The following is a 21,666-nucleotide window of genomic DNA, read 5'->3' on the forward strand; positions in this document are numbered from 1 at the left end:
ATGCATCGCTCGACACTGAGCCTTGCGCATGCTAGTCTCGGGACAGCATCCGCCTGATCGCCTGGGCGGTGGTGCAAAGGATAGCCATGGACAATACACCGCATGCGGTCTCAGCTCCTGATTCCTCCCTGCATGGCCAGGACCCCGTGCCGTGGCCGGCCACTCCCTTGCTTGACGATGGCGTCTTCAGCCCGGAACGGGTGAAGGCCGAGCGGGAGCAAGCCTATTTCAACGATTTATACCTGCTGGCGCCCGTCGCCTATTTCGTGCTCGGTCTCGATGGCGTGATCGTGCAAGTCAACCTGGTGGCGGCCGAATTGTTCGGCCTGGTGCGCGAGCGCCTTGGCCACGTGCTGTTCCGTTCGTATGTGCACGAGGCGTTCCGCCACGATTTCGAGCAATTCGTGCAGCGCGTGCTCAATAGCAGCGAGCCCGAGCGCATCCAGCTGCAGGTGCGGCGGCGTCCCGGCGCGCGCGAGGCCGGCTTGCCCGTCAGCCTGCTGGGCAGCGCCGATCCGAACGGCCAGGCGCTGCGCCTGGTGCTGGAGCAGGCGGAAGGCAAGCTGGCCGCGCTGGAACGCAGCGAAGAGCGTTTCCGGCGCATCGTGCACAGCGCCGAGGAGGGTATCTGGGAAATCGATGCGCAGGCGCTGACCAGCTTTGTCAATCCGAAGATGGCGCAGATGCTCGGTTGCCAGATCGAGGATATGCTGGGCCAGCCGCTGGCCGCCTTCATGGATGACGAGGGGCGCGCCATTCTGGAGCGGAACATTGCGCGGCGCCAGGATGGCATCGTCGAGCGCCACGAATTCAAGTTCCTGCGGCGTGACGGCAGCACCTTGTGGGCGACCCTGGCCACCAATCCCATCTTCGACTCCGGCGGCGCCTACCTGGGGGCGCTGGCGCTGGTCAGCGATATCACGGTGCAGCGCGCGGCGTCCGAGCGCCTCTGGCGGCAAGCCAATTTCGACCCCTTGACGGGCTTGCCGAACCGCCACATGTTAGTCGACCGCCTGCAGCACGAGGCGCGCCACGCCAGCCGCGAAGGCGGTTGCCTGGCCTTGCTGTTCATCGACCTCGACCATTTCAAGCTAGTGAATGACCGCCTCGGCCAGGAGAAGGGCGACATGCTGCTGCGCCAGGCGGCGCTGCGCATCTGCGAGCGCGTGCGCGCCAGCGATACGGTCGCGCGCCTGGGCGGCGACGAGTTCGCCGTCATCCTGGCCGGCGTGCGGCAGCTGGGCGGCATCGAGCGCGTGCTGCAGGAATTGACGACGGCGCTGGCCCTGCCTTTCGTGCTCGACGGCGACACGGCGCACGTATCGGCCAGCGTGGGCGTGGCGCTGTATCCGGCTGATGCGGAGGCAACGGACAGCTTGCTGCGGCATGCCGACCAGGCCATGTATGCGGCCAAGAGCGCGGGGCGCAACGGCTACAGCTATTTCACGCCGGCCTTGCAGCAAGCGGCCGACCTGCGCCGCGCGACGGTGCGCGAGATGCGCCTGGCGCTGGCGCAGGACCAGTTTGAAGTGCATTACCAGCCCATCGTCCGCCTGTGCGATGGCAGCATCGAGCGGGCCGAGGCGCTGCTGCGCTGGCGCCATCCGCTGCGCGGCTTGCTGCTGCCCGCCGATTTCATCGCCTTTGCCGAGGCCAACGGCCTGATCATCGATATCGGCGAGTGGGTCTTCCGCCAGGTCGTGCGCCAGGCGCGGCAGTGGCAAGCAGCGCATGGCGCCGTGTTTCAGATATGTATCAACAAGTCGGCCGTGGAATTTCGCTGCGATGCCGCGTTCTACCAGGACTGGGGCAACGCGCTGGCGCGGGCAGGCCTGGCGCCGGGCGCCATCGTCATTGAGGCAACGGAAGCGGTGCTGCTCGACGAGGCGCGCCCGGTGGCCGACCGTCTGCGCCAGTTCCGCGCCATGGGCCTGGCGCTGGCGCTCGACGACTTTGGCGCCGGCAACGCCTCGCTGGCCTGCCTGAAGCGGGGCGATCTCGAGGTACTCAAGCTCGACCCCTCGCTGGTGCGGGAACTGGGGGCGGGAGGCGCGGCGCTGGCCGTATGCGCGGCCATCATCAGCCTGGCGCAGGGGCTGGGCCTGAAAGTGGTGGCGGAAGGCGTGGAAACGGCCGCGCAGCGTGACTTGCTGCGGGCCGCCGGTTGCGATTATGCGCAGGGTTATGTATTTTCAGGCGCGGTGCCTGTGGAGCAGCTGAGTGCAATGCTGGCCGCGGGCCGGCGCTTTTAATCCAGGCCCAGCAGCGCGACGACGCGTTCGCGGCTGATGCCGACCAGCGCGGAGCTGATCGCCAGCAGCGATTCATAGCCGGGCTGGCGCGCCTTTTCCATGAAGTTTTCCGCCAAGGTATCCATGCTGACGTGCACTTGCACCGGTTGCGCGCGGGCCACCCGTCCCGTCGCTTGCGCCAGGGCCAGGCTGACGGAGCTGCGCGCCGCCTGCAACTGGGCCAGCGCCTGCACCACTTGCTGCAAGGTGGCGCGCAGGGCTTCCGTGTCGCCGGTATTCCATTCTTCCGGGGCGATGGCGGCCGGTTCCGCATCCGTGCGCACGCGGCTCATCTGGCCGGTCGGGTAGCGGATGCCGCTGCCGCGCACGGACAGGCTGTCGCGCACGTTGGCCCAGGCCGCTTCCGAGGTGCTGAACACCAGTTCGCCGTTCTCGCCCAGCTTGACGCCGATGCCGGACGGCATCAGTGCGCGGTCGAAGCGGGAAACGATTTCGCTCTGGCTCAAGCCAGGTTCGATGTTGACCGAGCGCAAGGCCTGGTTCGCGCCGCCGACGGAAAAGGCCAGCACTTCCTGCGGGCCTTCCTGCAGGCTGGCCATGGTCAGGCCGCGGATGCTGAAGTTCTGCTGCGCCGCCTGCGGGCTGGTATAGCTGAGCTGCGCGTCGAGCGTGCCGCCCGAGGCGCTGGCGCGCTGGCGCCAGGTATTGCTGAACTGGCGTACCCTGGCCTCGACTTGTCCTTCGCGGCCCTGGCGCGCGGCCAGCTTGGCCGCCAGTTCGCTCTTCAGCGCTTGCAACTGGCTGCTGCTGCGTTCCAGATAGTCGAGGGTTTGTTGCGCGTTGGAAATTTCTCCCTGCAACTGGTGATCCCAGTTGCTCAGGCCGCGCTGCAGGCTCGCCGTCGAACTCCTCGCCGCCGGCGCCTCGCTGCGCGCGCTGGCGCCGCCTTTGACTGCGGCGGACGCGTCATCGACGACGCGGGCTGTGCCGGCGCCTTTGGCATTGACGCCGGACGAGGAGGAAGTCTGAACGATTTGCATGATGGTCAGAGAAGATCAAACAGGGAAAGGGTGCCAACCTTGGCGTACGCCTTGTATGTTGCCTGCAGGGCGGTCTGGTAGCCGTTCAGCTCGATGGCGGCCGCGCCCATGTCGGTCTTCTTCAAGTCGGACAAGGCCATGTCGTTCGACAACGAGACGTTGGCCAGGTTGCCGGAGAGCGTGGTAAGGATGTTTTGCGCGCCGCCGAAGATGGCGATCTTGCCAGAGAGTAAATCCATGCCGTCATCGGTGCCATCGAGCGCCGCGCCCACCACGCTGCGCACGGCCGGGTCGTTCGGGCTGACGCCAGGCTTGCCCAGCGTATCGATGGCCTGGTCGATCTTGTTCAGCCACACTTCCAGCTTGTCCACGTCGACGTTGGCCGCCTGCGTCACGCCATTGCCCACCACCACGGTCTGCGTGGCGGTGTTGCCGTTGTACGTGTAGCGCAAGCCGGGAGCCGCAGCGGGATTGAACGCGATGGCCGGCTTGTCGGTATCCGTGCCGGAAAACATGTAGCGGCCTTCCTGGTCCTTCAGGTTGGCGGTGTACAGCACGCTGTCGCGCATGGCGATCAGCGACTGCGTCATCGCATTCAGGTCGTCCGGCGCATTGCCGCCGTCGGCGGCCCATACCAGCAGGTCGCGCGCCTGGCCCATGTCGGTGACCATGCTCGTCAGATAGTTTTCGTTTTTCAGCAGGCGCACTTTCACCGTGGCGATATTGTCCTGGTACTGCGTGACCATGGCTTGCTCGCGCGTCAGGCGCGAAATGCGCACGTTGCCGATCGGATCGTCCGATGGCAACTGGATGCGCAGGCCCGAGGCCATCTGCTGGGTCAGGTAATTGATGCGCTCTTGATTTTGCTGAAGCGAAATATTGATCAGCGATTGGTACTGGCTGCTGGCGACACGCATGCTCTTCTCCTTAACCCATCATTTGCAAAGTGGCATCAAACAAGGTATTCGCCACGGAAATGACTTTCATGTTTGCCTGGTACATATTCTGGAATTCGACGAGGTTCATCGCTTCCTCGTCCTTGTTCACGCCGCTGGTCGACTTCCAGTCGTCGATGGCTTGCGCGCGCACCGTGTTGGAAGTCTTCAGCAGGGCCTGGTTCTGCTGGCTGTAGATGGCCAGCTTGCCGACGAGCTGCGTGTCCGCATCGCTCATCAGGACCGGACCCACCCAGCTGACGTTGATCGATTGATTCTTGATATTGATCAATTCCTGCAAGTTGCCGCTGTCGCCGGCCGCGCCTGTCAACGACAGGGCCAGGTCCTTGGCGTTGAAGCCGGGGGTAATGCTCAGCTTGCCATTCGCGTAGGCCAGCAGGGGGCCGCCGGATGTGCCAGCCATGGTCTTGCCCAGGGCCAGTTGCGCGTTGACCTTGCCGGTCAGCTGGGTGGCCATGTCTTGCAGCGACTGCTGCAGCGGTTTCAGGGTATTTTTCTCGAATTCGCCCAGACCGCCCATCTGACCGCCGATGGCGACCAGATCGAGGTTGTACGACGACTTGGCGAAATCGAGGCTCAGGACCTGGTCGCCCGTGTTCGTCATGCTGCTGGTCAAGGTGCCGGCCAGGCTGCCGATGACCAGCGGCTGGCCCGACTTCAGCGCGATATTGCGCGAGCCGTCCGGCTGGTCGAGGACGTCGATGCCCATTTGCGAGGCCAGGCCGTCGATCAGCTGGTCGCGCGCATCCATCAGCGACGACACGTTCGTGCCCGAGGCCGTGGCGGTGCTGATGCGCTGGTTCAGCGCGGCGATATTCGCCAGCGTCGTGTTCGCTTGCGGCACGATCGCTGCGCGTTGCTGCTGCAACGACAGCAACTGGTTGCCCATCACGGTGCTGATGCTGTTGAAGCGCTGCGCCATGGAGTCGGCGGAGGTGATGATCTGCTGGCGCAGCGGCGTCGAAGTCGGGTCGACGGCCGAGGCGTTGAGGGCGGCGAAAAAGCCGTCGATGCCGTTGCTGATGCTGGAGGCATCGTCGCCCATCACGCGCTCGAGCTGGGTCAGGTAAGGCTGGGTCTGCGAACGGGCGCCCTGGTCGGACGCGGCGCGCCACATTTGCTGGCTTTTATACGCATCGGCAAAGCGCAGCAAGGCGGACACTTCCACGCCATTGCCGGCCGAGCGCACGCCGGCGGTGGCGCCCAGCGATGACAGCAACACACCCTGGCGCGTGTAGCCCGCCGTTTGCAGGTTGGCGATGTTCTGGCTGGCCGCATTGAGTGCGGCCTGGGCGGCGATGCTGCCTGACAATGCATTGCTGATGATGCTCATTGGGCAAGTTTCTTTCGTGAAGAGTGTGGCGCATGCGGGTGGGCAGGCATTGAATCGTTGTTACCTTGTACAGGCGACGCTTCAGACGGATTTATTAAGCGGTGCCGCAATATTGTCGGTCTTGACAGCGCTTTTGGCGGCCACGGGGGCGCCGGCCGCCGGCAGCAGCTGGCGCAGGATGGCGTCGGCGATGCCGAAGGCGCGCTGGCCGGCCATCTTGTCGGCCACCAGGTTGTCGGCCATTTCCAGCATGTCGCTGTTGACGGGGTCCTTGAAGACGCTGTCTTCGCCCGCCATCTCGCGCGTGCCCGAACGCATCTGGCGCAGCATGTGCGAGATGAAGAACGCTTCGAACTTGACGGCCGCCTCGGTGGCCTTGGCCGCATAGCGCGGGTCGGCCGGCGTGGCGGCCGCGGGGGAGCGGTCGTCGAGCGCCGAGGGCAGGGCGCTGCTGCTGTCGTTGATATTGATCATATGACCACCAGTTCGCCTTCGATGGCTCCCGCCTGGTCGAGGGCTTGTAAAATTGCCATGATGTCATCGGGCGAAGCGCCCAGGCTGTTGACCACGTCGATGATCGATTGCAGCTTGGCGCCGGCCGGCCATTTGAACATATTGCCGTTGCCCTGGTCGACGGATACCTTCGATTGCGGCGTGACGGTGGTCTGGCCGCGGCCGAACGGCGCCGGCTGGCTCACTGCCGAGCTTTCGGAGATGACGACCTTGAGCGAGCCGTGCGTGACGGCGGCCGCCTTCACGCGCAAGCCTTCGGCGATGACGACGGTGCCCGTGCGCGAATTGAAGACCACTTTCGGCGTATCGACGCCGACGTCGACGCTCAAGGCTTCCAGCTTGGCCATGAAGGCCACGCGCTGGGTCGGGTTTTCCGGCGCCAGCACTTCCACGCTGGTGGCGTCGCGCGTGGTGGCGACGGCGCCAAAGCGGCGGTTGACGGCTTCGACGATATTGATGGCCGTCTCGAAATGCGGGTGGCGCAAGTTCAGGGTGACGGTCGGCTTGGTCGAGAAATCGCTGAGAATCTCGCGCTCGATGTTGGCGCCGTTGGGAATGCGGCCCGAGGTGGGCGTATTGACGGTGACGGACGAGCCGCTCTTGCCGGTGGCGTTGAGGCCGCCGACGACGACGTTGCCTTGCGCCAGCGCATACGTTTCATTGTCGGCCGCGCGCAATTGCGTCAGCAGCAGGGTGCCGCCGCGCAAGCTTTTCGCATCGCCCAGGGACGACACGGTGACGTCGATGGCCTGGCCACGACGGTATCCTGGTGGAAACACGGCGCTGACCATGACGGTGGCGACGTTCTTGCTTTTCGCTTCGGCGCCATCGGGCATCTTCACGCCGAACTGCTTGAGCATGTTGACCACGGACTGGCTGGAAAACTTCACCTGGGTGGTGTCGCCGCTGCCGTTCAGGCCCACGACGAGGCCATAGCCGACCAGCGGGTTGTCGCGCACGCCCTCGATACTGACCAGGTTGCGCAGCACTTGCGCGGCGCTGGCGGGCAGGGCAAAGCCGGAGAGCGCGGCCAGCATGGCTGCCAGCGGCAGGGCGGAACGAAATTTCATGAGGTCACCTTAAAACGGCATCCATGGGCCGACGAAGAAGCGCGTCAGCCAGCCTGGTGTATTGGCTTCGGCCAGGGTACCCTGGCCGGAATAGGCGATCTGTGCATTGGCAATGCGCAAGGACGAGACCTGGTTGTTGGAATCGATGTCGGCCGCGCGCAGGTAGCCGCGCAGGCGCACGAATTCCTCGCCCTGGTTCAGGGTCAGCGTTTTTTCGCCCTGCACGCGCAGCAAGCCGTTCGGCAGGACTTCCTGCACGATCACGGTGATGGCGCCGGACAGCGCATTTTGCTGCGTGCTGGTGGAGTCGCCGGCGAAATTGCGGTCGGCCGACAGGTCGATGCCCGTCTTGGGGAAGGTCTTGCCGAGGATATTGGCCGCATTCACGCCGACGGACGAGCCCTTGTTGAACGAGGTGCCCGCCTTCTTGCTGGCCTGCGTGGTTTCCTGCAGCGCCACCGTGACGACGTCGCCGACGCGGAAGGCGCGGCTGTCCGAGATCAGGTCCAGGCTTGCGTCGGGATTGAAGACGCCGCCGGCCACGCCGCCGCGCGCAGCGCTGCGCGGCGCCACGGGCAGCGGCGTATCGGAAAAGCTTGGCGTCACCGGCGCGGCCGGCCGGCTGGCGCAACCGGCCATCAATACCAGCAGCATGGCTGCCGTGGCTTTCATGGCGACTGTCATCAGCGTGCCGCTTGCGCCAGGTATTGCAGCATATTGTCGGCGGCCGACAGCACCTTGGTGTTCATTTCATAGGTGCGCTGGGCAGCGATCATGTCGACCATCTCTTCGACCACCTGGACGTTCGAGCCTTCCAGCGCGAACTGCTTCAGCTTGCCCAGGGCGCCTTCGCCGGGACGGCCTTCCGTCGGCGTGCCGCTCGATGCCGTTTCCTGGAACAGGTTTTCACCGAGTGCCAGCAGGCCCGTCGGGTTGACGAAGCTGGAGAGGTTCAGCTGGCCCAGCTGGGTGCCGTTGACATTGCCCGGCACGGTGGCCGTGACCATGCCGTTTTCGCCGATGGTGATGGCCGTGGCGTTGTTCGGCACGGTGATCTGCGGCACCAGGGGCAGGCCCTGGGCGTTGACCATCACGCCGTTTTCATTGATGCCGAGCTGGCCGGCGCGCGTGTAGGCCGCTTCGCCGTTCGGGCGCAGCACCTGCAGGAAGCCGTTGCCGGTGATGGCGACGTCGAATTCGCGGCTCGTCGTTTGCAGGCTGCCGGTGGTAAACACCTTTTGCGTGCCGACCATGTGCGTGCCGTTACCCAGCTGTACACCCGAAGGCGAGAGGGTGTTGTCGGCGCGCTGCGTGCCCGGCTGTTGCTCGACCTGGTAAAACAGGTCTTCGAAGACGACGCGGTCGCGCTTGAAACCGACGGTGTTGACGTTGGCCAGGTTATTCGCGATGGCTTGCAGTTTGGCATCTTGTGCCTGCACGCCGGTCTTGCTGATCCACATTGCTGGATTCATGGCTTACTCCTTGAATTCGTTTGTTTTTGTTGGGTGAAAAATGCTTGACAGAAGCGTAGCGAGCGGCCGCGAGTTGTGGTCGAGAAGCGCAACTGTGCTTGAGCACAGTGAGCATCGCAGGCCGCAAGTCGCAACGCGCAGTAGCTTATGTCATGCATTCTTAAGCGCCCAGCAGGCGGTTGCCCGATTCCGTCATGGAATCGCTGGCCTTGAATACTTTCATCTGCATCTCGAAACTGCGGTTCAGGCTCATGGTGGCGACCATTTCCTCGACGGCCGAAACGTTGCTGCCTTCCAGGTGGCGGTCGCGGATGCGTACCGCCGGATCGGCTTGCAAGTCTTCGCCGCCGCGCGCCACGATCAGGCCCGCTTCGTTCTTGGTCAGCTCGCCCGCTTCGGCGTTGACCAGCTTGAGCTTGTCGACCGTCTGCATTTGCGCGGTGCCCGGCACCTGGATGGAAATCGTGCCATCGCTGCCGATCGACAGGCTGGTGTGCTCGGGAATCGTGATCGGGCCGCCTTCGCCCAGCACGGGCCGGCCATTGATGGTCAGCGCGCCCGTTTCATCGAGGTCCATGGCGCCGGCGCGCGTGTAGGCTTCGCCGTTTTGCCACTGCACCGCAAGAAAGCCGGGGCCCGTGACGGCCACGTCGAGTTCGCGTCCCGTTTCCTTGATGGCGCCCGTGCGCGTGCCGACGGCGCTCGACTGCGTCTGCGTCATGTGGCGGTCGTCGTAGCCATAGCCGTTTTGCAACGGCTGGGCAGTGGACACTTCCAGGTTGGCGCGAAAGCCGCCCGTCTCGATGTTGGCCAGGTTGTTGGCGTGTACCTGCTGTGCCCGCAGAGCCCGGTCGGCCCCGCTCATGGCGGTATAAATCAGCGCATCCATTGCTCTTTACCTTTGCGTATCGTGGATTACAGCGCTTGCATCAGCGATTGCAGCATGGCGTTCTCGGTCGAGATGACCTTCGAGTTCGCCTGGTAGTTACGCTGCGACGTCATCAGGCCCACCAGTTCGGAGGTGATGTCGACGTTCGACTGTTCCAGCGAGCTCGTCGTCAGTTTGCCGGCCATGCCGACGCCCGGACGGTCATACATGGCGGTGCCGGACGTGGTCGAGGCGACCCAGCTGGTATCGTTGACGGCCGTCAATGCGCCTTCGTCGGGGAAGGTGGCCAGGGCGATCACGCCGATGCTTTGCTTCTGGCCGTTCGTGTATTTCGCCACGACGGAGCCGTCATCGGCCAGTTCCACGCCCGTGTAGGTGCCCGAGGCATAGCCGTCGGCGCGGTCGGTCGAGGTGGTCGCTTCGCCGGCGAACTGGGTGGTGCCCGTGTAGTCGATGGCGATCGACAGCGGCGCGGCGCCTGTCGGCGTGCCCAGCGCCAGGTTGACCGGCGCGGTCATGTTCAGCTTGCCGGAGGTATTGAAGGTCATGCTCGTCACGGTTCCCAGATCGGCGTTGTCCAGGGTGTAGTGCACGTCCACGCCCGTTGCCGTCTTGACGAAGTACTGGCCCACCGAGTGCTTGGCGCCCAGCGAATCGTAGACGATCGAGGACTTGGCGCTGTTGTAGCTCAATTCATTGGTCTTGTCGAAAGCCGGGGTCTTGATGGTCCATTCGGATGACATGTTGGCGGCATACGCCAGCTTGGTCGACGCCACGGCGGGAATCTGGCCGGTCGGAATGTTCATGTCGCCCATGGTGCCCAGGGTGGTGCTGCCCTTGACGGCGGCATAACCCTGCACCAGGCGGCCGTTCGAGTCGATCAGCTTGCCCTCATTGCTGGCCGAAAAGATGCCGACGCGGCTGTAGGTCATGGTGTTTTGCGCATCGCGCGTGACGAAGTAGCCGCGGCCATCGATGGCCGCGTCGAGCGCGCGGCCCGTGTTCAGCACGCCGCCATTGAGCGACATGCTTTGCGTGATCGAGCCCACTTCCGTGCCCGTGGCGCGCGAACCGGCGTACATGGCCGAAAAGTTGGCGCGGCTGCTCTTGAAACCGTAGGTGCCGGCATTGGCGATATTGTTACTGGTGCTGTTCAACTGTTGGTTGATGGACTGGATACCGGACAGGGCGATGTCGAAACTCATGTTGACTTCCTTTAGTGGAGGACGAGATTAGTGTGCAGGAAACGAAGGGGCGAGCGGATCAGGCCGTCTTGCCGTTAAAGCCGGTGATCGCGCCAGGGTTGACTTCGCCCAGGTTCGACACGCTCAAAATCATGCTGCCGCTGGACGACAGGCGCACGCTGTTGAGCTTGCCTGCAATGTCGACCGTTGGTTTTTCGGCGCCGCTGGTGCTGACCTTCATGCTGTAAGTGCCGGCAGGCAAGCCCAAGGCCACGGGATCGATGGTGAACGGCACCGTGCCGGGCGCCTTGGCGCCCAGTTCGATCTTGTATTCCTTGTCGTCCAGCCCTTTCAGGGTCACGGTGGTCTTGGTGGTGCTGGCGGCCAGCGCGATGGTGCCGCTGACCTTGCTCTTGTCGAGCTGGACCGTTTCGGTATTGACCATGACTTCCGAGCCCACTTGCGCACCCAGGGCCAGCACCTGCATCGATTGCAGCACGCTGGCATTGGCGCTGGTCAGCGCCGACAGGTTTTGCATCGCTTCCGTTTGCGCCTGCTGCGTCAATTGATTGACGAACTGGCTCGGATCGGTCGGCGCGAGGGGATCCTGGTTCTTGATCTGCGCGACCAGCAACTTGGTGAACATATCCTGGGTGGCATTGCTTTGCGACTTGACGGCATTGCTGTTGCTATTGCTGCCGCTGGTGTTATTTGTAAAGAGGTTGGTTTCCATGGATTATGCTTCACCTAATTTGAGGAGCGATTGCTGCATCGACTTGATGCGGCCCAGAACTTCGACATTTGTTTCAAACGCGCGCGAGGCCGACATCATGTCGGTCATCTCGGCAACCTGATTGACGTTGGGATAGAACACCATGCCATCGGCATTGGCCATCGGGTGGCCCGGCTCATAGACCTTGCGCAGCGGCTCATCGCTTTGCACCACGTCGAGTACCTGTACTCTTCCACCGGCGCCGCTGGCGCCCGGGCCGTCCATCACGGCCGCAAACACGGGTTTGCGCGCGCGGTAGGTTTCGCCTTCGGAACCGGCAACGGAATCGGCATTGGCCAGGTTGCTGGCGATGGTATTGAGGCGCACGGTTTGCGCCGCCATCGCCGAACCGGCGATCTTGGAAATGTCCTGGAAGCTCATGCTGATCCTTATTGTCCGGAAATGGCCTTGGACAGACCCTTCAGTTTCATGTTGACGAAAGTGAGGCTGGTCTGGAAGTCGGTGGCATTCTGCGAGAATGCCGCCTGTTCGACGCCGATCTCGACGGTGTTGCCGTCGCGGCTGGGGTGGTAGGGGACGCGGTACAGGGCGCTGGCATCGTCATCGGTCGACAGCAGGCCCGCCTCGTTGTCCTGCAACTGCTGCAGGGCGCTGCCGAAATCCATGTCCATGGCCTGGAAGCCGGGCGTGTTTTCATTGGCGATGTTGGCGGCCAGTACGCGTGTACGGTCGGCACGCAGCGCGAGTGCATCGGCGTGCACGCCCAGCGCATCCTTGAAATTAATCCCCATGGTCATCCTTTGTGTTGAATTCGATCGTGCTTTTTGCGGTTCGGGCCAGAAAATAGATGGTGCAGAGGTAAAATCCCAGCCTGGTCATGTTGACGCATGGTAAGGTCATGCCGCTTCAGTATCTTTGATTAAGGTTAGCAATGATTTACTTTGAGAACTATTCCGTGATGTGGAACAAGGCGCAATGTCGTCACATACTGCTGCCAAGCCTATTTTTACTGACCAGCCTATATAGTAGTGCAGGACGCGCAGAATTGCCAGCCGACAATATATTTTCGCGTGTGGAACAATTGGCGCGCGAGCAATTGGCGCAGCAAGCAGCCTCGGCGGGACTGCTGGAACCGCAGTTTCAAGTGGCCGTGGTCAAAAGCACGCGCCCCGTGCCGGCGTGCGCGGCGCCCGTCGCGCTGGAAACGGCGGACAGCCGTTCGGCGCAGCGCATGCGCTTCGTGGCAGTGTGTCCTGGAAGCAACGGTTGGCGCTATGAAATGCTGGCGCGCGGCAGCATCACGGCCCAGGTCGCGGTGACGAGCGCCCCCGTGACGGCGAATACGCCGCTGCAGGCGGGCGACGTGACCCTGGCGCGGCGCGACGTGACGATGGTGCCGGACAGTATTTCCTCCTTGCCCGGCGCCGTTGGCCTGTCGAGCCGGCGCAGCTTGCGTGCCGGTGAAGTGCTGCGGCAAGGGCAACTGGCGTCGCCCGTGTTGATCAAGCGGGGCAGTGCGGTGAATATCGTGGCGCGCAAGGAGCAGGTGGAGGTGAGCATGGCCGGCGAAGCGCTGGATCCGGGCGCGCTGGGCGAGATGATTCGCGTGCGCAACGCCACCAGCGGCACGGTGATACGTGCCAGGGTGGTCGATGCGGGCGTGGTGGAACCGGCCGACATTCCGGGCCGGTAAGGAAACTACTCGGCGGCGGCCGTGCGTTGCAAACGCGTCGCCAACTGGGTCAGCTTGGCGGCATAGTTGGGGTCGGTGGCATAGCCGCCGCGCGCCAGGCCTTGCGCGAAAGCACCCGCGTCGCTACCCGTGTTCAGGGCGGCGCGGTAGCGGGGATTGTCGAGCAATACTTGCGCATAGTCGCGGAAGGCGCTGGCCTGGTCCGGATAACTGCGGAAACGTTCGGTTTTCTTCAGGGCCGTGCCGCTGCCCGCCTCGTATTCGGTGGTGACATTGCTGGCCACGTCGCCCTGCCATTTGCCGCCGGCCTTGATGCCGAACAAGTTATTCGTGTCCGCGCCCGTGCCCTGGCGCAGCGGACGCTGGCCCCAGCCCGATTCCAGCGCCGCGTGGGCGGCGACGATTTCCGGCGCCACGCCCAGGCGCGCGCCCGTTTCCTGCGTCCATGGCTTGATCGAGGCGAGGAATTGCTGCTGCGTTTCGCCGATCTCGCCGCCCTGGTTGATGCTGCCCAGCACATTCACGGGCTGGCTCTGCTCCAGGTAGGCGCGGCCTTGCGGGTTCAGGCTGGCGGCGTTGCCGCCGCCCTGTTCGATGAAGCGGGCCACTTCGCCCTGTACTTGCCGGAACACGCTGCTGAAGTTGCCGCTGGAACTGGCGGCGTCGGTGGCGCGCATATTGCTTTGCACGGCATTCGTCGCCATCGTCGACGGCGTGGCGGCCATGGCGCGCATCTGTGAAAAATCAGCCTGGCGCATAGGTATCTTCCTCGCCATGCAGCACGCGCTGCATGATGCTGTACTGCTCTGTTAATAAATCGCTGTTGCGGGCATTCAGGCGCTTACATTCGAGCACCATTTGCTCGAGCGCAGCCCAGTCGCGCTCGGCGGTGGCGCGCGCGTCATCTTGCAACAACGCAAACAATTGCGGCATATCGCCTTGCGGGCCCAGCAGGGCAGTGACGAGGCTGACCCGCTGGCGGCGGCGCGCATCGAGGGGCTCGACGGCGGCGATGACCTGGTCCGCCAGTGCCGTCAATTGCGCGCTCTGATGGTGTAAGGTCGCCTGGAATTGCTCTTCCAGCACGGTTTGCAGGGCGGCATAGCCGATGCTGTCGTCTTTCATGCCTTGCAGCACGCGGCGCATGGCTTCCTGGCGCGTGATGCCCTTGCGCGGCGCGGTCACGATTCGCCGCCGTGGAAACGCTGGATCAAGCCTGCCAGTTTCGACGGATCGAACGGCAATTCGCCCTTGGCCAGCGCATCGCGCAGCATGGCCACGCGCTCATGGTCGATTTCGGGCATGGCGCGCAGGGCGGCCATGGCCGGTTGCAGCACGGCCGATTGCAGTTCCGCCCCGGCCGACGAGCCGCCCATGGCGCCCGCGGCGCCCGCGTTCTCGGCGATCGCCTCGGCCGGCGCGACGGCGCTGCTGCGTACGGCAGCGCCGGTATTGCCGGAGGAGATTTTCATACGTTGTCCCTTGCCCTTAATTTGCATGCTCATCCCGCTCCTTCTTTGCGGGCAAGCCCAGTTTCTCGCGCAGGCGCTGCAAGGTGCCCGAGTCCGGTTCGCCCACTTGCAATTCTTCGCCCTGCGGCTTTTGTCCGGCCATGCCGAACATGGCGGCGATGCTGTCAGCCTGGCCACGCGTCAATATTAACAGTTCGATGCGGCGGTTGATGCCGGCGCTGGCGTTTTTTACGTCCAGCGGCGCGCGGTCGGCCATGCCCACCACTTGCAGTACGCTGTCCGGACTCATGCTGCCGATCAACAATTGCGCGCGCGCCGACATGGCGCGGTTGGCCGACAGGGTCCAGTTCGAAAAGCCTTCATAGCCGGTATTGGCGTATTGCATCGAATCGGTGTGGCCGACGATCAGCATCTGGTTATCCATTTGCGCAAACACGGGGCCCATCTGGCGCAGCAGCTTGCGGAAACGGTCGGTCGGCACGGCGCTGCCGCGCACGAACATGCCTTGCTTGTCCGTATCGTGCAGCATGACGCGCAAGCCGTACGGCGTGATCACGGATTGCAAATTGCTCTTCAATCCCGCTTCATCGCTGAGTTTGTCGAGCGCGCGCGACAGGCTCAGCAAGTCTTCCGGCGACTGGTAGCTGACCTTGGTCTGGTTTTGCGGCGCGGCGCCGGCCTTGCCGTCCTGCGTCTGCTTGCCTTCCGTGCGCGTGTCGCCCGTGCCCTTGCGGGGCATGGGGAAACGCTCGATCAGGCTGCCGCGCGGGCCGCCTTTCTGTTCCGGCATGACGCCCTGGCCTTCGCCCTGGCGGCTGCCTGCCGACGCATCCATCATGATTTCCTTCATCGCCTGCTGCTCGCGCGCGGCCATCAGCCACAGCACGAGGAACAGCGACAGCAGGGCCAGGCAAAAGTCGGCGAACGCTACTTTCCAGGCGCCGCCATGGCCATCGTCGTCGTGCTTGCGGCCGGCACGCTTGATGATGGCCTGTTCATGTTTCTCATGCGGCTTTAGCACGGCGGCCTCCCCGGCCTTGGCCTTGCTCTTGTTCGGCGCCGCCATCTTCCAGCGCATTGATCCAGCTTTCCAGCTGGGCGAAGCTAGGCTTGATGTTCAGCTGCACCAGGCGGCGGCCCGCATCGATGGCCAGCAGGGGCGGTTTGCCCGCCACGTGCGTGACCAGCACGACCTTCACGCATTCCATGGTCGAGCCTTCCTCGCCCACCAATTGCTTCATCATGTTGCACATCGGATCGAGCACGCCGTAGCAGAAGAAGATGCCGATGAAGGTACCGACCATGGCGGCGCCCACTTTTTCCGAAATTTCCGCCGCATCGGCGCCGTCGGCCACGGAATTCATGGCCATCACGATGCCCAGAACGGCGGCCAGGATACCGAAACCGGGCATGGCTTCGGCGATCTTGTGCAAGGATTTCGACGGTTGCAGCAATTCGTCGTGGATGGCTTCCAGTTCCTGCTCCAGCACGCCTTCCAGCTCATGCGCGTTGATCTTGCCCATCGCCATCAAACGGAAGTTGTCGACGATGAAGGCGAGCAGCTTCGGCTCTTCCAGCACCAGCGGGTAGCGCTGGAACAGGGCGCTTTCGCGCGGCGCCTCGACGTGGGCGTCGAGCGCCTTCAGGCCGCCGGCGGCCGTTTGCAGCAGTTCATACATCAGCAGCAGCAACTGGCGCTGGAATTCCGAGCCTTGCTTCTTGTGCGTAACGATCTTGCGCATCTGGTGCAGCATTTCACCGAGTACATGCTTGGGGTTGCCCAGCACCAGGGCGCCGACGGCGGCGCCGATGATGATGATCAACTCGACCGGTTGCCAGATCGCGTGGACGGTGCCGCCCATCAGGGCGAAGCCTCCGAATACACACCCCATCACGATTAAGATACCGATAATTACCATGTCAACTGCCTTTCTGCGTCATTGTGCTGCGTCAATTTGATGGATAGTGCTGAAACTTATGCGTCTTGCAGCATGGTTTTCATCTTGCCCAGCGCCGTCTTGTTCAACTGGCAGACGCGGGCGTCGCTCAGGTCCAGCACGGCGGCAATTTCTTTATAGCTCAGTTCGAATTCGTAATACATCTGGATCACGCGCTGTTCCCGTTCGTCCAGCGTGCGCAGCGCCTGTTCCAGGCTGCGCCGCACCATCAATTGCTCTTCCGGGCTCGGTGCGCTGTCGGCTTGCCCCAGGCTTTCCTGCAGCACTTCGTCGAAACTGGCGATCAGCTCGGCGTTTTCCGCCAGCTGGTACTCCTGGAAGGCTTCCGGCGTCAGCTTCAGGGCCGCCATGATTTCCGCTTCCAGCGGCTCGCGTCCCAGGCGCCGGGTCAGGGCGCGCACGCTGTCGCGCAGGCGGTGGCTTTCCTGGCGCACGGCGCGCGGACGCCAGTCCTGGCGCCGCAATTCATCGAGGATGGCGCCGCGGATGCGCAGGCTGGCATAGCTGCCGAACGACTGGTCCGGCACGCCGTAGCGGCGCAAGGCTTCGAGCAAGCCCATCAGGCCGATCTGTTCCATGTCGTCGCGGTCGATGGCGCCCGACACCTGCGAATTGAGCTGGCGCACGATGCGTTTCACCAAAGGGGAGTACGCCACCAGATGTTGTTGTTCTTCGGCAACACTGAGCACGGCCGCGCAAGCGCTGGCGGCGGCATATTCGCCGGCGCCATACGCTTCCTGGTATTGCTCTACATAGGCCAAGGGATCTCCCACTAGGTCGGCTGGCGTGTTGGCTTATTCAATGATCAGCTTGCCGACCATGACTTCGGTGAACGGTTTTTCCATCTGTTCGCGTTCATAGCTGACATTGAAGGCCTTGTTGATCTGTTCGGCAAATTGCTCCACCGTCATCGTCTGTGCCTTGTCCATCGGGAAACTCGACAGGGTGCTGACGGCGATCGAACGCATCAGCGGCAAGTGGTCCTTGGTCAGCTTTTCCTTTTCCTCGGTGGTGGCGATCACCAGGTCGGCCGACAGGTAATGCGTTTCGCCTTCGCCGGGGCCGCGGCGCAGCATCACGATGACCTTGTCCAGCGTGAGGAACTTGCGCGCCTTCTTGCCTGTGGCCGGCGGCGGGGTTTTGGCTTCGGCCACCTCGGCATGGCCGGCAACCGGCTTGGCCAGGTACCACATGGCGCCGCCAGCGGCGCCGGCGGCCAGCACGGCCACGGCGACAAAGCCGCCTATCAGTTTCATTTTCATATTCATCAGGCAGTCTCTCGCTCATGCATGGCGTAAGTGGTACCGGCAGGGCTGCCGTCGGACAGGGCGCGTCCCGGTTCCGCGTCGTCGTTCTGGCGGCCCGGTTGACGCTGGCCGCGCGCGTCGCCTTCGGCAAACGCCTGGGCGGCGGGGCTGCGCGGGGTCGCGCTGATATTCACGGCCACCTCGGTGTACTGGCGCTGCGCCAGGTCGCTGCGCATGTTTTCGCCGATGCCTTGCAGCTGGCGCAACACTTCCGAGTTCGACGCCGTGACGTTCACCTGCAGCGCGCCAGCCGTGTGGCGGATGGAAATTTCAATGCGTCCCAGCATGGGCGGGTCGAGGCGGATCGTCGCGTGCTCGCTGTTGCGGCCGATCTGCGTCTGCAGGCGTTCGCCCAGCGCTTCGCGCAGCGGTTCCTGCCATTGCTGGGCCGGGCCGTTGAGCTTGATGGTATCGCCGGACGGAGCCGCCGTGGCCGTATTGTTGACCGCGCCCGTCAAGCCCAGGTTGGGCGTGGCGGGGGGCGGCGTCGCAGCGCCGCGTTCGCCCTCGCGCGCGGCCGGGGCGGCGGCGGCCGTCACCGGAGCGCCTTGCTGCAGCAGCGCTTCGAACGGCTGTGCCGGCGCGCTGCCCTTGGCGGCGGTCGCCGGGTTGGCGGCGGCCAGCGGTTCGCGCATGTCGCGCCCTGGCGCTGGCGCCATTGCCGGCGCGGAGAGGGTGACGGCCGCGGGATGCAGGCTGATGTTGAGTGCCGGGTTGGCTTGCGCCGCATTCGCCTGCACTGGTGTCTGCGCCTGCGACTGGGCGGCGGCGCGCGCCTCGGCTGCGGCCGCGTCCGTTGGCGCCAGCATCGTCACCGGCAAGCCGATGACGGGGACGGCCATGGCTGGCAGGCTGCTGTCGGCCTGGCTGTCGCTGTCGCCGTCCTTGGCGGGTGCGGGCGCGGGCGTGCCGGCGTCGGCCGTTTCCACGGCTGTCACATCGAGCACCTGCGCAAACAGGGGCAGGACGGACGGCGCTGTGCCGGTGCTGCCATAGCCTGGCGTGCCGGGCAAGGCAGCGGCCTGTGTCGGCGCTGGCGCCGGTGCGGATGCAGCGGAGGCTGCCGGTGCCGGAGCGGCCGGCGCCGTGTTGAAGTTCATGATCATGCTTGATTCCCGTCCGAGTCGTATTCGCCGAGTGCGGCGTAGGCGACCCAACCTTCCTTATTTGCCTGTAATACACCCAGGTGTAGCCCCAGGCGTTCTTTTTCCTCAGAGCAAATTTTAACCGCTTGCGCGTGAATTTTGCGCAATTGCAACAATTCTGTTTGTTCCAGCGCATTCCATGCGCCCCGTTCAGCCAGCAGCGGGATGTTTTTCGCCAGGCTGGCCGAGAGTTTTGCCATCGCCTCCCAGTCCGGCTGCGCGATGGCCGCGCTCAATTGCCGGCTCAGTTGCTGCAGCGCGGCGCGCCTAGGCATTGTTGGCCTGGACGCCCACCCAGCCGCGCTTGATGGTGGTCATCAAGGTCGTCACTTCGTCGATCAGGGTCGGGTCGAGCTTGATGCCGGCCGTGTACAGGCGCGCCACGCAATAGTCGTACAGGCGCGCCAGGTTGACGACCACTTCGCCGCCATTGTCGAAATCGAGCGAGCTCGACAGACCGTTGATGATCTGCGTGCATTTATCCAGGCTGACGGCCTTTTGTTCGTAGCGCTTGCCCACGATATGCCCGCGCGCGCGCGCCAGTTCTTCCAGCAGGCCGTCCGTCAGCACCAGTACCAGTTCGACCGGTGTGGCGCGGGCGGTCTGGGCATCCAGGTTGACGGCGTGGTAGTTGCCGTAAGCTTCATTGTTTAACATGATTGTCTTCTCGCTATGTTAACTGTGGCGGCGCGGCAGGCGCATCCGCCTTAGGATTTATTGTTGCTAAACATGGCATCGAACATATCGGACGTCTTGCTCATTTGCTCCTGCATTACTTGCAGGCGTGAAAATTGATCGAGGAAACGTTTGTATGCCGTGTCATATTGGGCCGTGAGGCGCTCGCCGCTCTTGACCAGGCTTTTCTGCAGCTTGTCCGTGGCGGCCTGGCGCTGGGTGATCTGGCCCTTGGTGACATTGCTCCACTGGCCCAGTACCTTGTCCAGGCTGCCGAGCACGCCGGCCGGGGCGGACAGGCTGTTGTTGCCAAAAAGCTTGTCCAGGCCCGTCGGGTTGTCGGCCAGCTTGGCCGTCAGCTTGGCGGCGTTGAGGCTGATGGTGCCGTCGCGCTGGGCCGTAATGCCGTAGGACACGAGCGAGACGCCATTGACGTTCAGGCGCAGGGCATTGCCCATGCTGCTGCGCAGGGCATTCAGGCCGGAATCATGGGCGAAGATGCCCGCGGCGATGTTCTTTTCCGGATTGCCGGGACTGGCCAGGCCATCCATCAGGGTTTTCAGTTTGTTGTAGGCATCGACGAACGCTTGCACGTTGGCGGCGGTGCCGGAGTTATCCGTGGCGACGGTCAGCGTGACGGGTGCTTCGGCTGCACTCATGGCGCGCGTGAACGTGATTTTCACGTCCTGCACGTTGGTGAATGTATTCGATGCCTGCGTGATGGCCGTGCCGCCGGGTTTGCCGCCCAGCCAGACGGTGGCGTCGTCAGCCTTGACGACTTCCTTGATGTTGGCCGGAGCGATCAGCGCGCCTTTCAGCGCGATATTGTCGACAGCGCTGGCGTCGAGCGTGGCGGCGTTGGCAATGCCCGTCGCATTCGACGTCAGTACCAGTTGCGCCTGGTTATTGATGGTCACGATGGAGGCGGTGACGCGCGAATTGTTCTTGCTGTTGCCGTTGATGGCGGCAGCGATTTCCTGCGGTGTCAGTGTGCCGTTGCCATCCTTGTCGGCGGCGGCCAGGTCGATGTCGAGCGTGTTGTCGCCCACGCCATCGCCGATTTTCACTTTCAGCGTACCCGTGCCATCGGCGGTATTGACGCTGCTCAAGCCGCCATACGACATCTGGCTGGCCGTGGCCAGTTTTTCAACAAAAAAGGAGTAGGTGCCCGGCGTCGCATTGATGCCGGCCGTGGCCGTGCCGTAGCCGGCGGCCGGGAAGGTGGCGGACTGGCTCAGCACCGATTTGCTGCTGGTCATGGTCGACATGGCGCTCTGGAAGGCAGAGATGGCCGATTTCAGGTTGCCCAGCGCCGTGCTGGTGTTGCTGGCCAGCGTGTTCTGCGCCTGCAGGGCTGCCTTTTGCGCGGCGACAGCCTTGGTTGCCAGTTTTTCGGCCGTTGGGATTGGATCGTATTGCGGTGCAGTAATTACGCTTGCCATGCCAGACTCCTGAATAAAGGGATATACCGGTACAAGGCGACCCCCATTCCCGTTTTGTGAAGTTTTCCTGAAAGAAACTTACACAAACCTCATTTTACCTGCCCGCGGAACCAGAATTGCGTCGCCAGCTCGTCTTGCCGCTTGGCATCGACACGTTGTTGCTCATTTGCAACATACTTTTGTTTCTGCGTGAGCACCTGATCCAGCACTTCGCGTTTGGCCCAGGCCGTATTGAGCGCGCGTTGCGAAACTGCCATGTTGGCTTCGTGCAGGTGCAGGTCGGTACGGTGCTGGTCGGCCATCTGCATCACGGCTTGCTTGAAGTTGCCGCAGTTGACGGACAGGGCCAGGGGCAGGGCGCCGCTGGGGCCGCTGTCCGTGTACAGGCCCGTCAGGCGTTCCAGGTTTTTCTGGTAGCGCTCGCGCACGGCCGTCTGCGCCGCCATTTCGCCTTGCAGGCGTTCCACTTCGGTGCTGCGCAGGCCGACCAGGGTGGTCAGGTTGCGGATGGTATGCGCGTCGCTCACGTATG

General features: G+C 63.6%; 26 protein-coding genes. 2 read left to right on the plus strand and 24 right to left on the minus strand.

Features of this window, described 5'->3' with window-relative positions:
* Positions 1-86: 86 nt before the first annotated feature.
* Positions 87-2,252 (plus strand): EAL domain-containing protein, encoded by a 2,166-nt coding sequence (locus BZG29_RS12605; protein WP_171985000.1) that lies wholly within the window; start codon positions 87-89, stop codon positions 2,250-2,252.
* Here the strand turns inward: BZG29_RS12605 and BZG29_RS12610 are convergent.
* The 12 genes from BZG29_RS12610 to flgB form a co-directional block, all read right to left on the minus strand.
* Positions 2,249-3,292 carry a hypothetical protein gene (locus BZG29_RS12610; RefSeq protein WP_077403111.1) on the minus strand — a complete coding sequence of 348 codons (1,044 nt, stop codon included), beginning with the start codon at positions 3,290-3,292 and terminating at the stop codon, positions 2,249-2,251. The two genes, BZG29_RS12605 and BZG29_RS12610, sit on opposite strands and share 4 nt — an antisense overlap.
* 5 nt (positions 3,293-3,297) lie before the next feature.
* On the minus strand, positions 3,298-4,209 hold the full coding sequence (gene flgL / locus BZG29_RS12615) for a flagellar hook-associated protein FlgL (protein WP_077403114.1): 912 nt from the start codon (positions 4,207-4,209) through the stop codon (positions 3,298-3,300).
* 10 nt (positions 4,210-4,219) lie between these two features.
* Positions 4,220-5,581 carry a flagellar hook-associated protein FlgK gene (flgK, locus tag BZG29_RS12620; RefSeq protein ID WP_077403117.1) on the minus strand — a complete coding sequence of 454 codons (1,362 nt, stop codon included), beginning with the start codon at positions 5,579-5,581 and terminating at the stop codon, positions 4,220-4,222.
* Positions 5,582-5,662: 81 nt separating this feature from the next.
* On the minus strand, positions 5,663-6,052 hold the full coding sequence (locus tag BZG29_RS12625; protein WP_077409082.1) for a rod-binding protein: 390 nt from the start codon (positions 6,050-6,052) through the stop codon (positions 5,663-5,665).
* The gene (locus BZG29_RS12630) at positions 6,052-7,164 is read right to left on the minus strand and encodes a flagellar basal body P-ring protein FlgI (RefSeq protein ID WP_070219890.1); all 1,113 of its coding nucleotides are present in this window, start codon (positions 7,162-7,164) and stop codon (positions 6,052-6,054) included. Before BZG29_RS12630 ends, BZG29_RS12625 begins: the two co-directional genes overlap by 1 nt.
* 9 nt (positions 7,165-7,173) lie before the next feature.
* A complete protein-coding gene (gene flgH, locus BZG29_RS12635; RefSeq protein ID WP_171985001.1) occupies positions 7,174-7,836 on the minus strand; it encodes a flagellar basal body L-ring protein FlgH in 663 nt (220 codons plus the stop codon).
* An 11-nt stretch (positions 7,837-7,847) separates the two neighbouring features.
* The gene (gene flgG / locus BZG29_RS12640; RefSeq protein ID WP_171985002.1) at positions 7,848-8,636 is read right to left on the minus strand and encodes a flagellar basal-body rod protein FlgG; all 789 of its coding nucleotides are present in this window, start codon (positions 8,634-8,636) and stop codon (positions 7,848-7,850) included.
* Between the two features lie 160 nt (positions 8,637-8,796).
* Complete coding sequence (locus BZG29_RS12645) at positions 8,797-9,525, minus strand: flagellar basal body rod protein FlgF (RefSeq protein ID WP_077403127.1); 729 nt, start codon at positions 9,523-9,525, stop codon at positions 8,797-8,799.
* A gap of 26 nt (positions 9,526-9,551) precedes the next feature.
* Positions 9,552-10,730, minus strand: a complete 1,179-nt coding sequence (locus BZG29_RS12650) for a flagellar hook protein FlgE (protein WP_077403130.1) — start codon at positions 10,728-10,730, stop codon at positions 9,552-9,554.
* Positions 10,731-10,788: 58 nt separating this feature from the next.
* Positions 10,789-11,442 (minus strand): flagellar hook capping FlgD N-terminal domain-containing protein, encoded by a 654-nt coding sequence (locus BZG29_RS12655; protein ID WP_077403133.1) that lies wholly within the window; start codon positions 11,440-11,442, stop codon positions 10,789-10,791.
* Positions 11,443-11,445: 3 nt separating this feature from the next.
* Positions 11,446-11,862 (minus strand): flagellar basal body rod protein FlgC, encoded by a 417-nt coding sequence (gene flgC, locus BZG29_RS12660; RefSeq protein ID WP_034757795.1) that lies wholly within the window; start codon positions 11,860-11,862, stop codon positions 11,446-11,448.
* 8 nt (positions 11,863-11,870) lie between these two features.
* Positions 11,871-12,233 carry a flagellar basal body rod protein FlgB gene (gene flgB / locus BZG29_RS12665; protein ID WP_034758109.1) on the minus strand — a complete coding sequence of 121 codons (363 nt, stop codon included), beginning with the start codon at positions 12,231-12,233 and terminating at the stop codon, positions 11,871-11,873.
* A gap of 254 nt (positions 12,234-12,487) precedes the next feature.
* Here flgB and flgA point away from each other — a divergent pair, with 254 nt between their 5' ends.
* Positions 12,488-13,135 carry a flagellar basal body P-ring formation chaperone FlgA gene (gene flgA, locus BZG29_RS12670; protein ID WP_077403136.1) on the plus strand — a complete coding sequence of 216 codons (648 nt, stop codon included), beginning with the start codon at positions 12,488-12,490 and terminating at the stop codon, positions 13,133-13,135.
* 5 nt (positions 13,136-13,140) lie between these two features.
* Here flgA and BZG29_RS12675 read toward each other — a convergent pair whose 3' ends face one another.
* The 12 genes from BZG29_RS12675 to BZG29_RS12730 all read right to left on the minus strand — a co-directional run bounded on the left by BZG29_RS12675 (position 13,141) and on the right by BZG29_RS12730 (position 21,661).
* Positions 13,141-13,893 (minus strand): glucosaminidase domain-containing protein, encoded by a 753-nt coding sequence (locus BZG29_RS12675; protein WP_077403139.1) that lies wholly within the window; start codon positions 13,891-13,893, stop codon positions 13,141-13,143.
* The gene (gene flgN, locus BZG29_RS12680) at positions 13,880-14,320 is read right to left on the minus strand and encodes a flagellar export chaperone FlgN (protein ID WP_077403142.1); all 441 of its coding nucleotides are present in this window, start codon (positions 14,318-14,320) and stop codon (positions 13,880-13,882) included. Before flgN ends, BZG29_RS12675 begins: the two co-directional genes overlap by 14 nt.
* The gene (gene flgM, locus BZG29_RS12685) at positions 14,317-14,607 is read right to left on the minus strand and encodes a flagellar biosynthesis anti-sigma factor FlgM (protein WP_034757812.1); all 291 of its coding nucleotides are present in this window, start codon (positions 14,605-14,607) and stop codon (positions 14,317-14,319) included. Before flgM ends, flgN begins: the two co-directional genes overlap by 4 nt.
* 16 nt (positions 14,608-14,623) lie before the next feature.
* A complete protein-coding gene (locus BZG29_RS12690) occupies positions 14,624-15,685 on the minus strand; it encodes a flagellar motor protein MotB (RefSeq protein WP_077403145.1) in 1,062 nt (353 codons plus the stop codon).
* Positions 15,612-16,469, minus strand: a complete 858-nt coding sequence (gene motA / locus BZG29_RS12695; protein ID WP_269450144.1) for a flagellar motor stator protein MotA — start codon at positions 16,467-16,469, stop codon at positions 15,612-15,614. The genes BZG29_RS12690 and motA overlap by 74 nt, the downstream gene beginning before the upstream one ends.
* A gap of 113 nt (positions 16,470-16,582) precedes the next feature.
* Complete coding sequence (locus tag BZG29_RS12700) at positions 16,583-17,326, minus strand: FliA/WhiG family RNA polymerase sigma factor (RefSeq protein ID WP_077403148.1); 744 nt, start codon at positions 17,324-17,326, stop codon at positions 16,583-16,585.
* 33 nt (positions 17,327-17,359) lie between these two features.
* Complete coding sequence (locus BZG29_RS12705; protein ID WP_306558280.1) at positions 17,360-17,821, minus strand: flagellar basal body-associated FliL family protein; 462 nt, start codon at positions 17,819-17,821, stop codon at positions 17,360-17,362.
* Positions 17,822-17,832: 11 nt separating this feature from the next.
* A complete protein-coding gene (locus BZG29_RS12710; RefSeq protein WP_077403154.1) occupies positions 17,833-18,978 on the minus strand; it encodes a flagellar hook-length control protein FliK in 1,146 nt (381 codons plus the stop codon).
* Complete coding sequence (locus BZG29_RS12715; RefSeq protein ID WP_253192864.1) at positions 18,975-19,253, minus strand: hypothetical protein; 279 nt, start codon at positions 19,251-19,253, stop codon at positions 18,975-18,977. Before BZG29_RS12715 ends, BZG29_RS12710 begins: the two co-directional genes overlap by 4 nt.
* Positions 19,254-19,284: 31 nt before the next feature.
* Entirely contained in the window at positions 19,285-19,674 is a 390-nt protein-coding gene (gene fliS / locus BZG29_RS12720) for a flagellar export chaperone FliS (protein WP_035818009.1), read from the minus strand.
* A gap of 50 nt (positions 19,675-19,724) precedes the next feature.
* Complete coding sequence (gene fliD / locus BZG29_RS12725) at positions 19,725-21,134, minus strand: flagellar filament capping protein FliD (protein ID WP_077403160.1); 1,410 nt, start codon at positions 21,132-21,134, stop codon at positions 19,725-19,727.
* An 89-nt stretch (positions 21,135-21,223) separates the two neighbouring features.
* On the minus strand, positions 21,224-21,661 hold the full coding sequence (locus tag BZG29_RS12730) for a flagellar export protein FliJ (RefSeq protein WP_077403163.1): 438 nt from the start codon (positions 21,659-21,661) through the stop codon (positions 21,224-21,226).
* Positions 21,662-21,666 lie beyond the last annotated feature (5 nt).

This window comes from Janthinobacterium sp. LM6 (assembly GCF_002002885.1).
GTDB lineage: Bacteria > Pseudomonadota > Gammaproteobacteria > Burkholderiales > Burkholderiaceae_D > Janthinobacterium > Janthinobacterium kumbetense.

Excerpts from the sequence above, each read along its gene's own strand:
- BZG29_RS12605 (WP_171985000.1), top strand. The coding sequence starts at position 87 with ATGGACAATACACCGCATGCGGTCTCAGCTCCTGATTCCTCCCTGCAT.
- BZG29_RS12610 (WP_077403111.1), bottom strand. The coding sequence starts at position 3,292 with ATGCAAATCGTTCAGACTTCCTCCTCGTCCGGCGTCAATGCCAAAGGC.
- flgL (WP_077403114.1), bottom strand. The coding sequence starts at position 4,209 with ATGCGTGTCGCCAGCAGCCAGTACCAATCGCTGATCAATATTTCGCTT.
- flgK (WP_077403117.1), bottom strand. The coding sequence starts at position 5,581 with ATGAGCATCATCAGCAATGCATTGTCAGGCAGCATCGCCGCCCAGGCC.
- BZG29_RS12630 (WP_070219890.1), bottom strand. The coding sequence starts at position 7,164 with ATGAAATTTCGTTCCGCCCTGCCGCTGGCAGCCATGCTGGCCGCGCTC.
- flgH (WP_171985001.1), bottom strand. The coding sequence starts at position 7,836 with ATGAAAGCCACGGCAGCCATGCTGCTGGTATTGATGGCCGGTTGCGCC.
- flgG (WP_171985002.1), bottom strand. The coding sequence starts at position 8,636 with ATGAATCCAGCAATGTGGATCAGCAAGACCGGCGTGCAGGCACAAGAT.
- BZG29_RS12645 (WP_077403127.1), bottom strand. The coding sequence starts at position 9,525 with ATGGATGCGCTGATTTATACCGCCATGAGCGGGGCCGACCGGGCTCTG.
- BZG29_RS12650 (WP_077403130.1), bottom strand. The coding sequence starts at position 10,730 with ATGAGTTTCGACATCGCCCTGTCCGGTATCCAGTCCATCAACCAACAG.
- BZG29_RS12655 (WP_077403133.1), bottom strand. The coding sequence starts at position 11,442 with ATGGAAACCAACCTCTTTACAAATAACACCAGCGGCAGCAATAGCAAC.
- flgC (WP_034757795.1), bottom strand. The coding sequence starts at position 11,862 with ATGAGCTTCCAGGACATTTCCAAGATCGCCGGTTCGGCGATGGCGGCG.
- flgB (WP_034758109.1), bottom strand. The coding sequence starts at position 12,233 with ATGGGGATTAATTTCAAGGATGCGCTGGGCGTGCACGCCGATGCACTC.
- BZG29_RS12675 (WP_077403139.1), bottom strand. The coding sequence starts at position 13,893 with ATGCGCCAGGCTGATTTTTCACAGATGCGCGCCATGGCCGCCACGCCG.
- flgM (WP_034757812.1), bottom strand. The coding sequence starts at position 14,607 with ATGAAAATCTCCTCCGGCAATACCGGCGCTGCCGTACGCAGCAGCGCC.
- BZG29_RS12690 (WP_077403145.1), bottom strand. The coding sequence starts at position 15,685 with ATGCGCTGGAAGATGGCGGCGCCGAACAAGAGCAAGGCCAAGGCCGGG.
- motA (WP_269450144.1), bottom strand. The coding sequence starts at position 16,469 with ATGGGCGGCACCGTCCACGCGATCTGGCAACCGGTCGAGTTGATCATC.
- BZG29_RS12705 (WP_306558280.1), bottom strand. The coding sequence starts at position 17,821 with ATGAAACTGATAGGCGGCTTTGTCGCCGTGGCCGTGCTGGCCGCCGGC.
- BZG29_RS12710 (WP_077403154.1), bottom strand. The coding sequence starts at position 18,978 with ATGATCATGAACTTCAACACGGCGCCGGCCGCTCCGGCACCGGCAGCC.
- fliS (WP_035818009.1), bottom strand. The coding sequence starts at position 19,674 with ATGTTAAACAATGAAGCTTACGGCAACTACCACGCCGTCAACCTGGAT.
- fliD (WP_077403160.1), bottom strand. The coding sequence starts at position 21,134 with ATGGCAAGCGTAATTACTGCACCGCAATACGATCCAATCCCAACGGCC.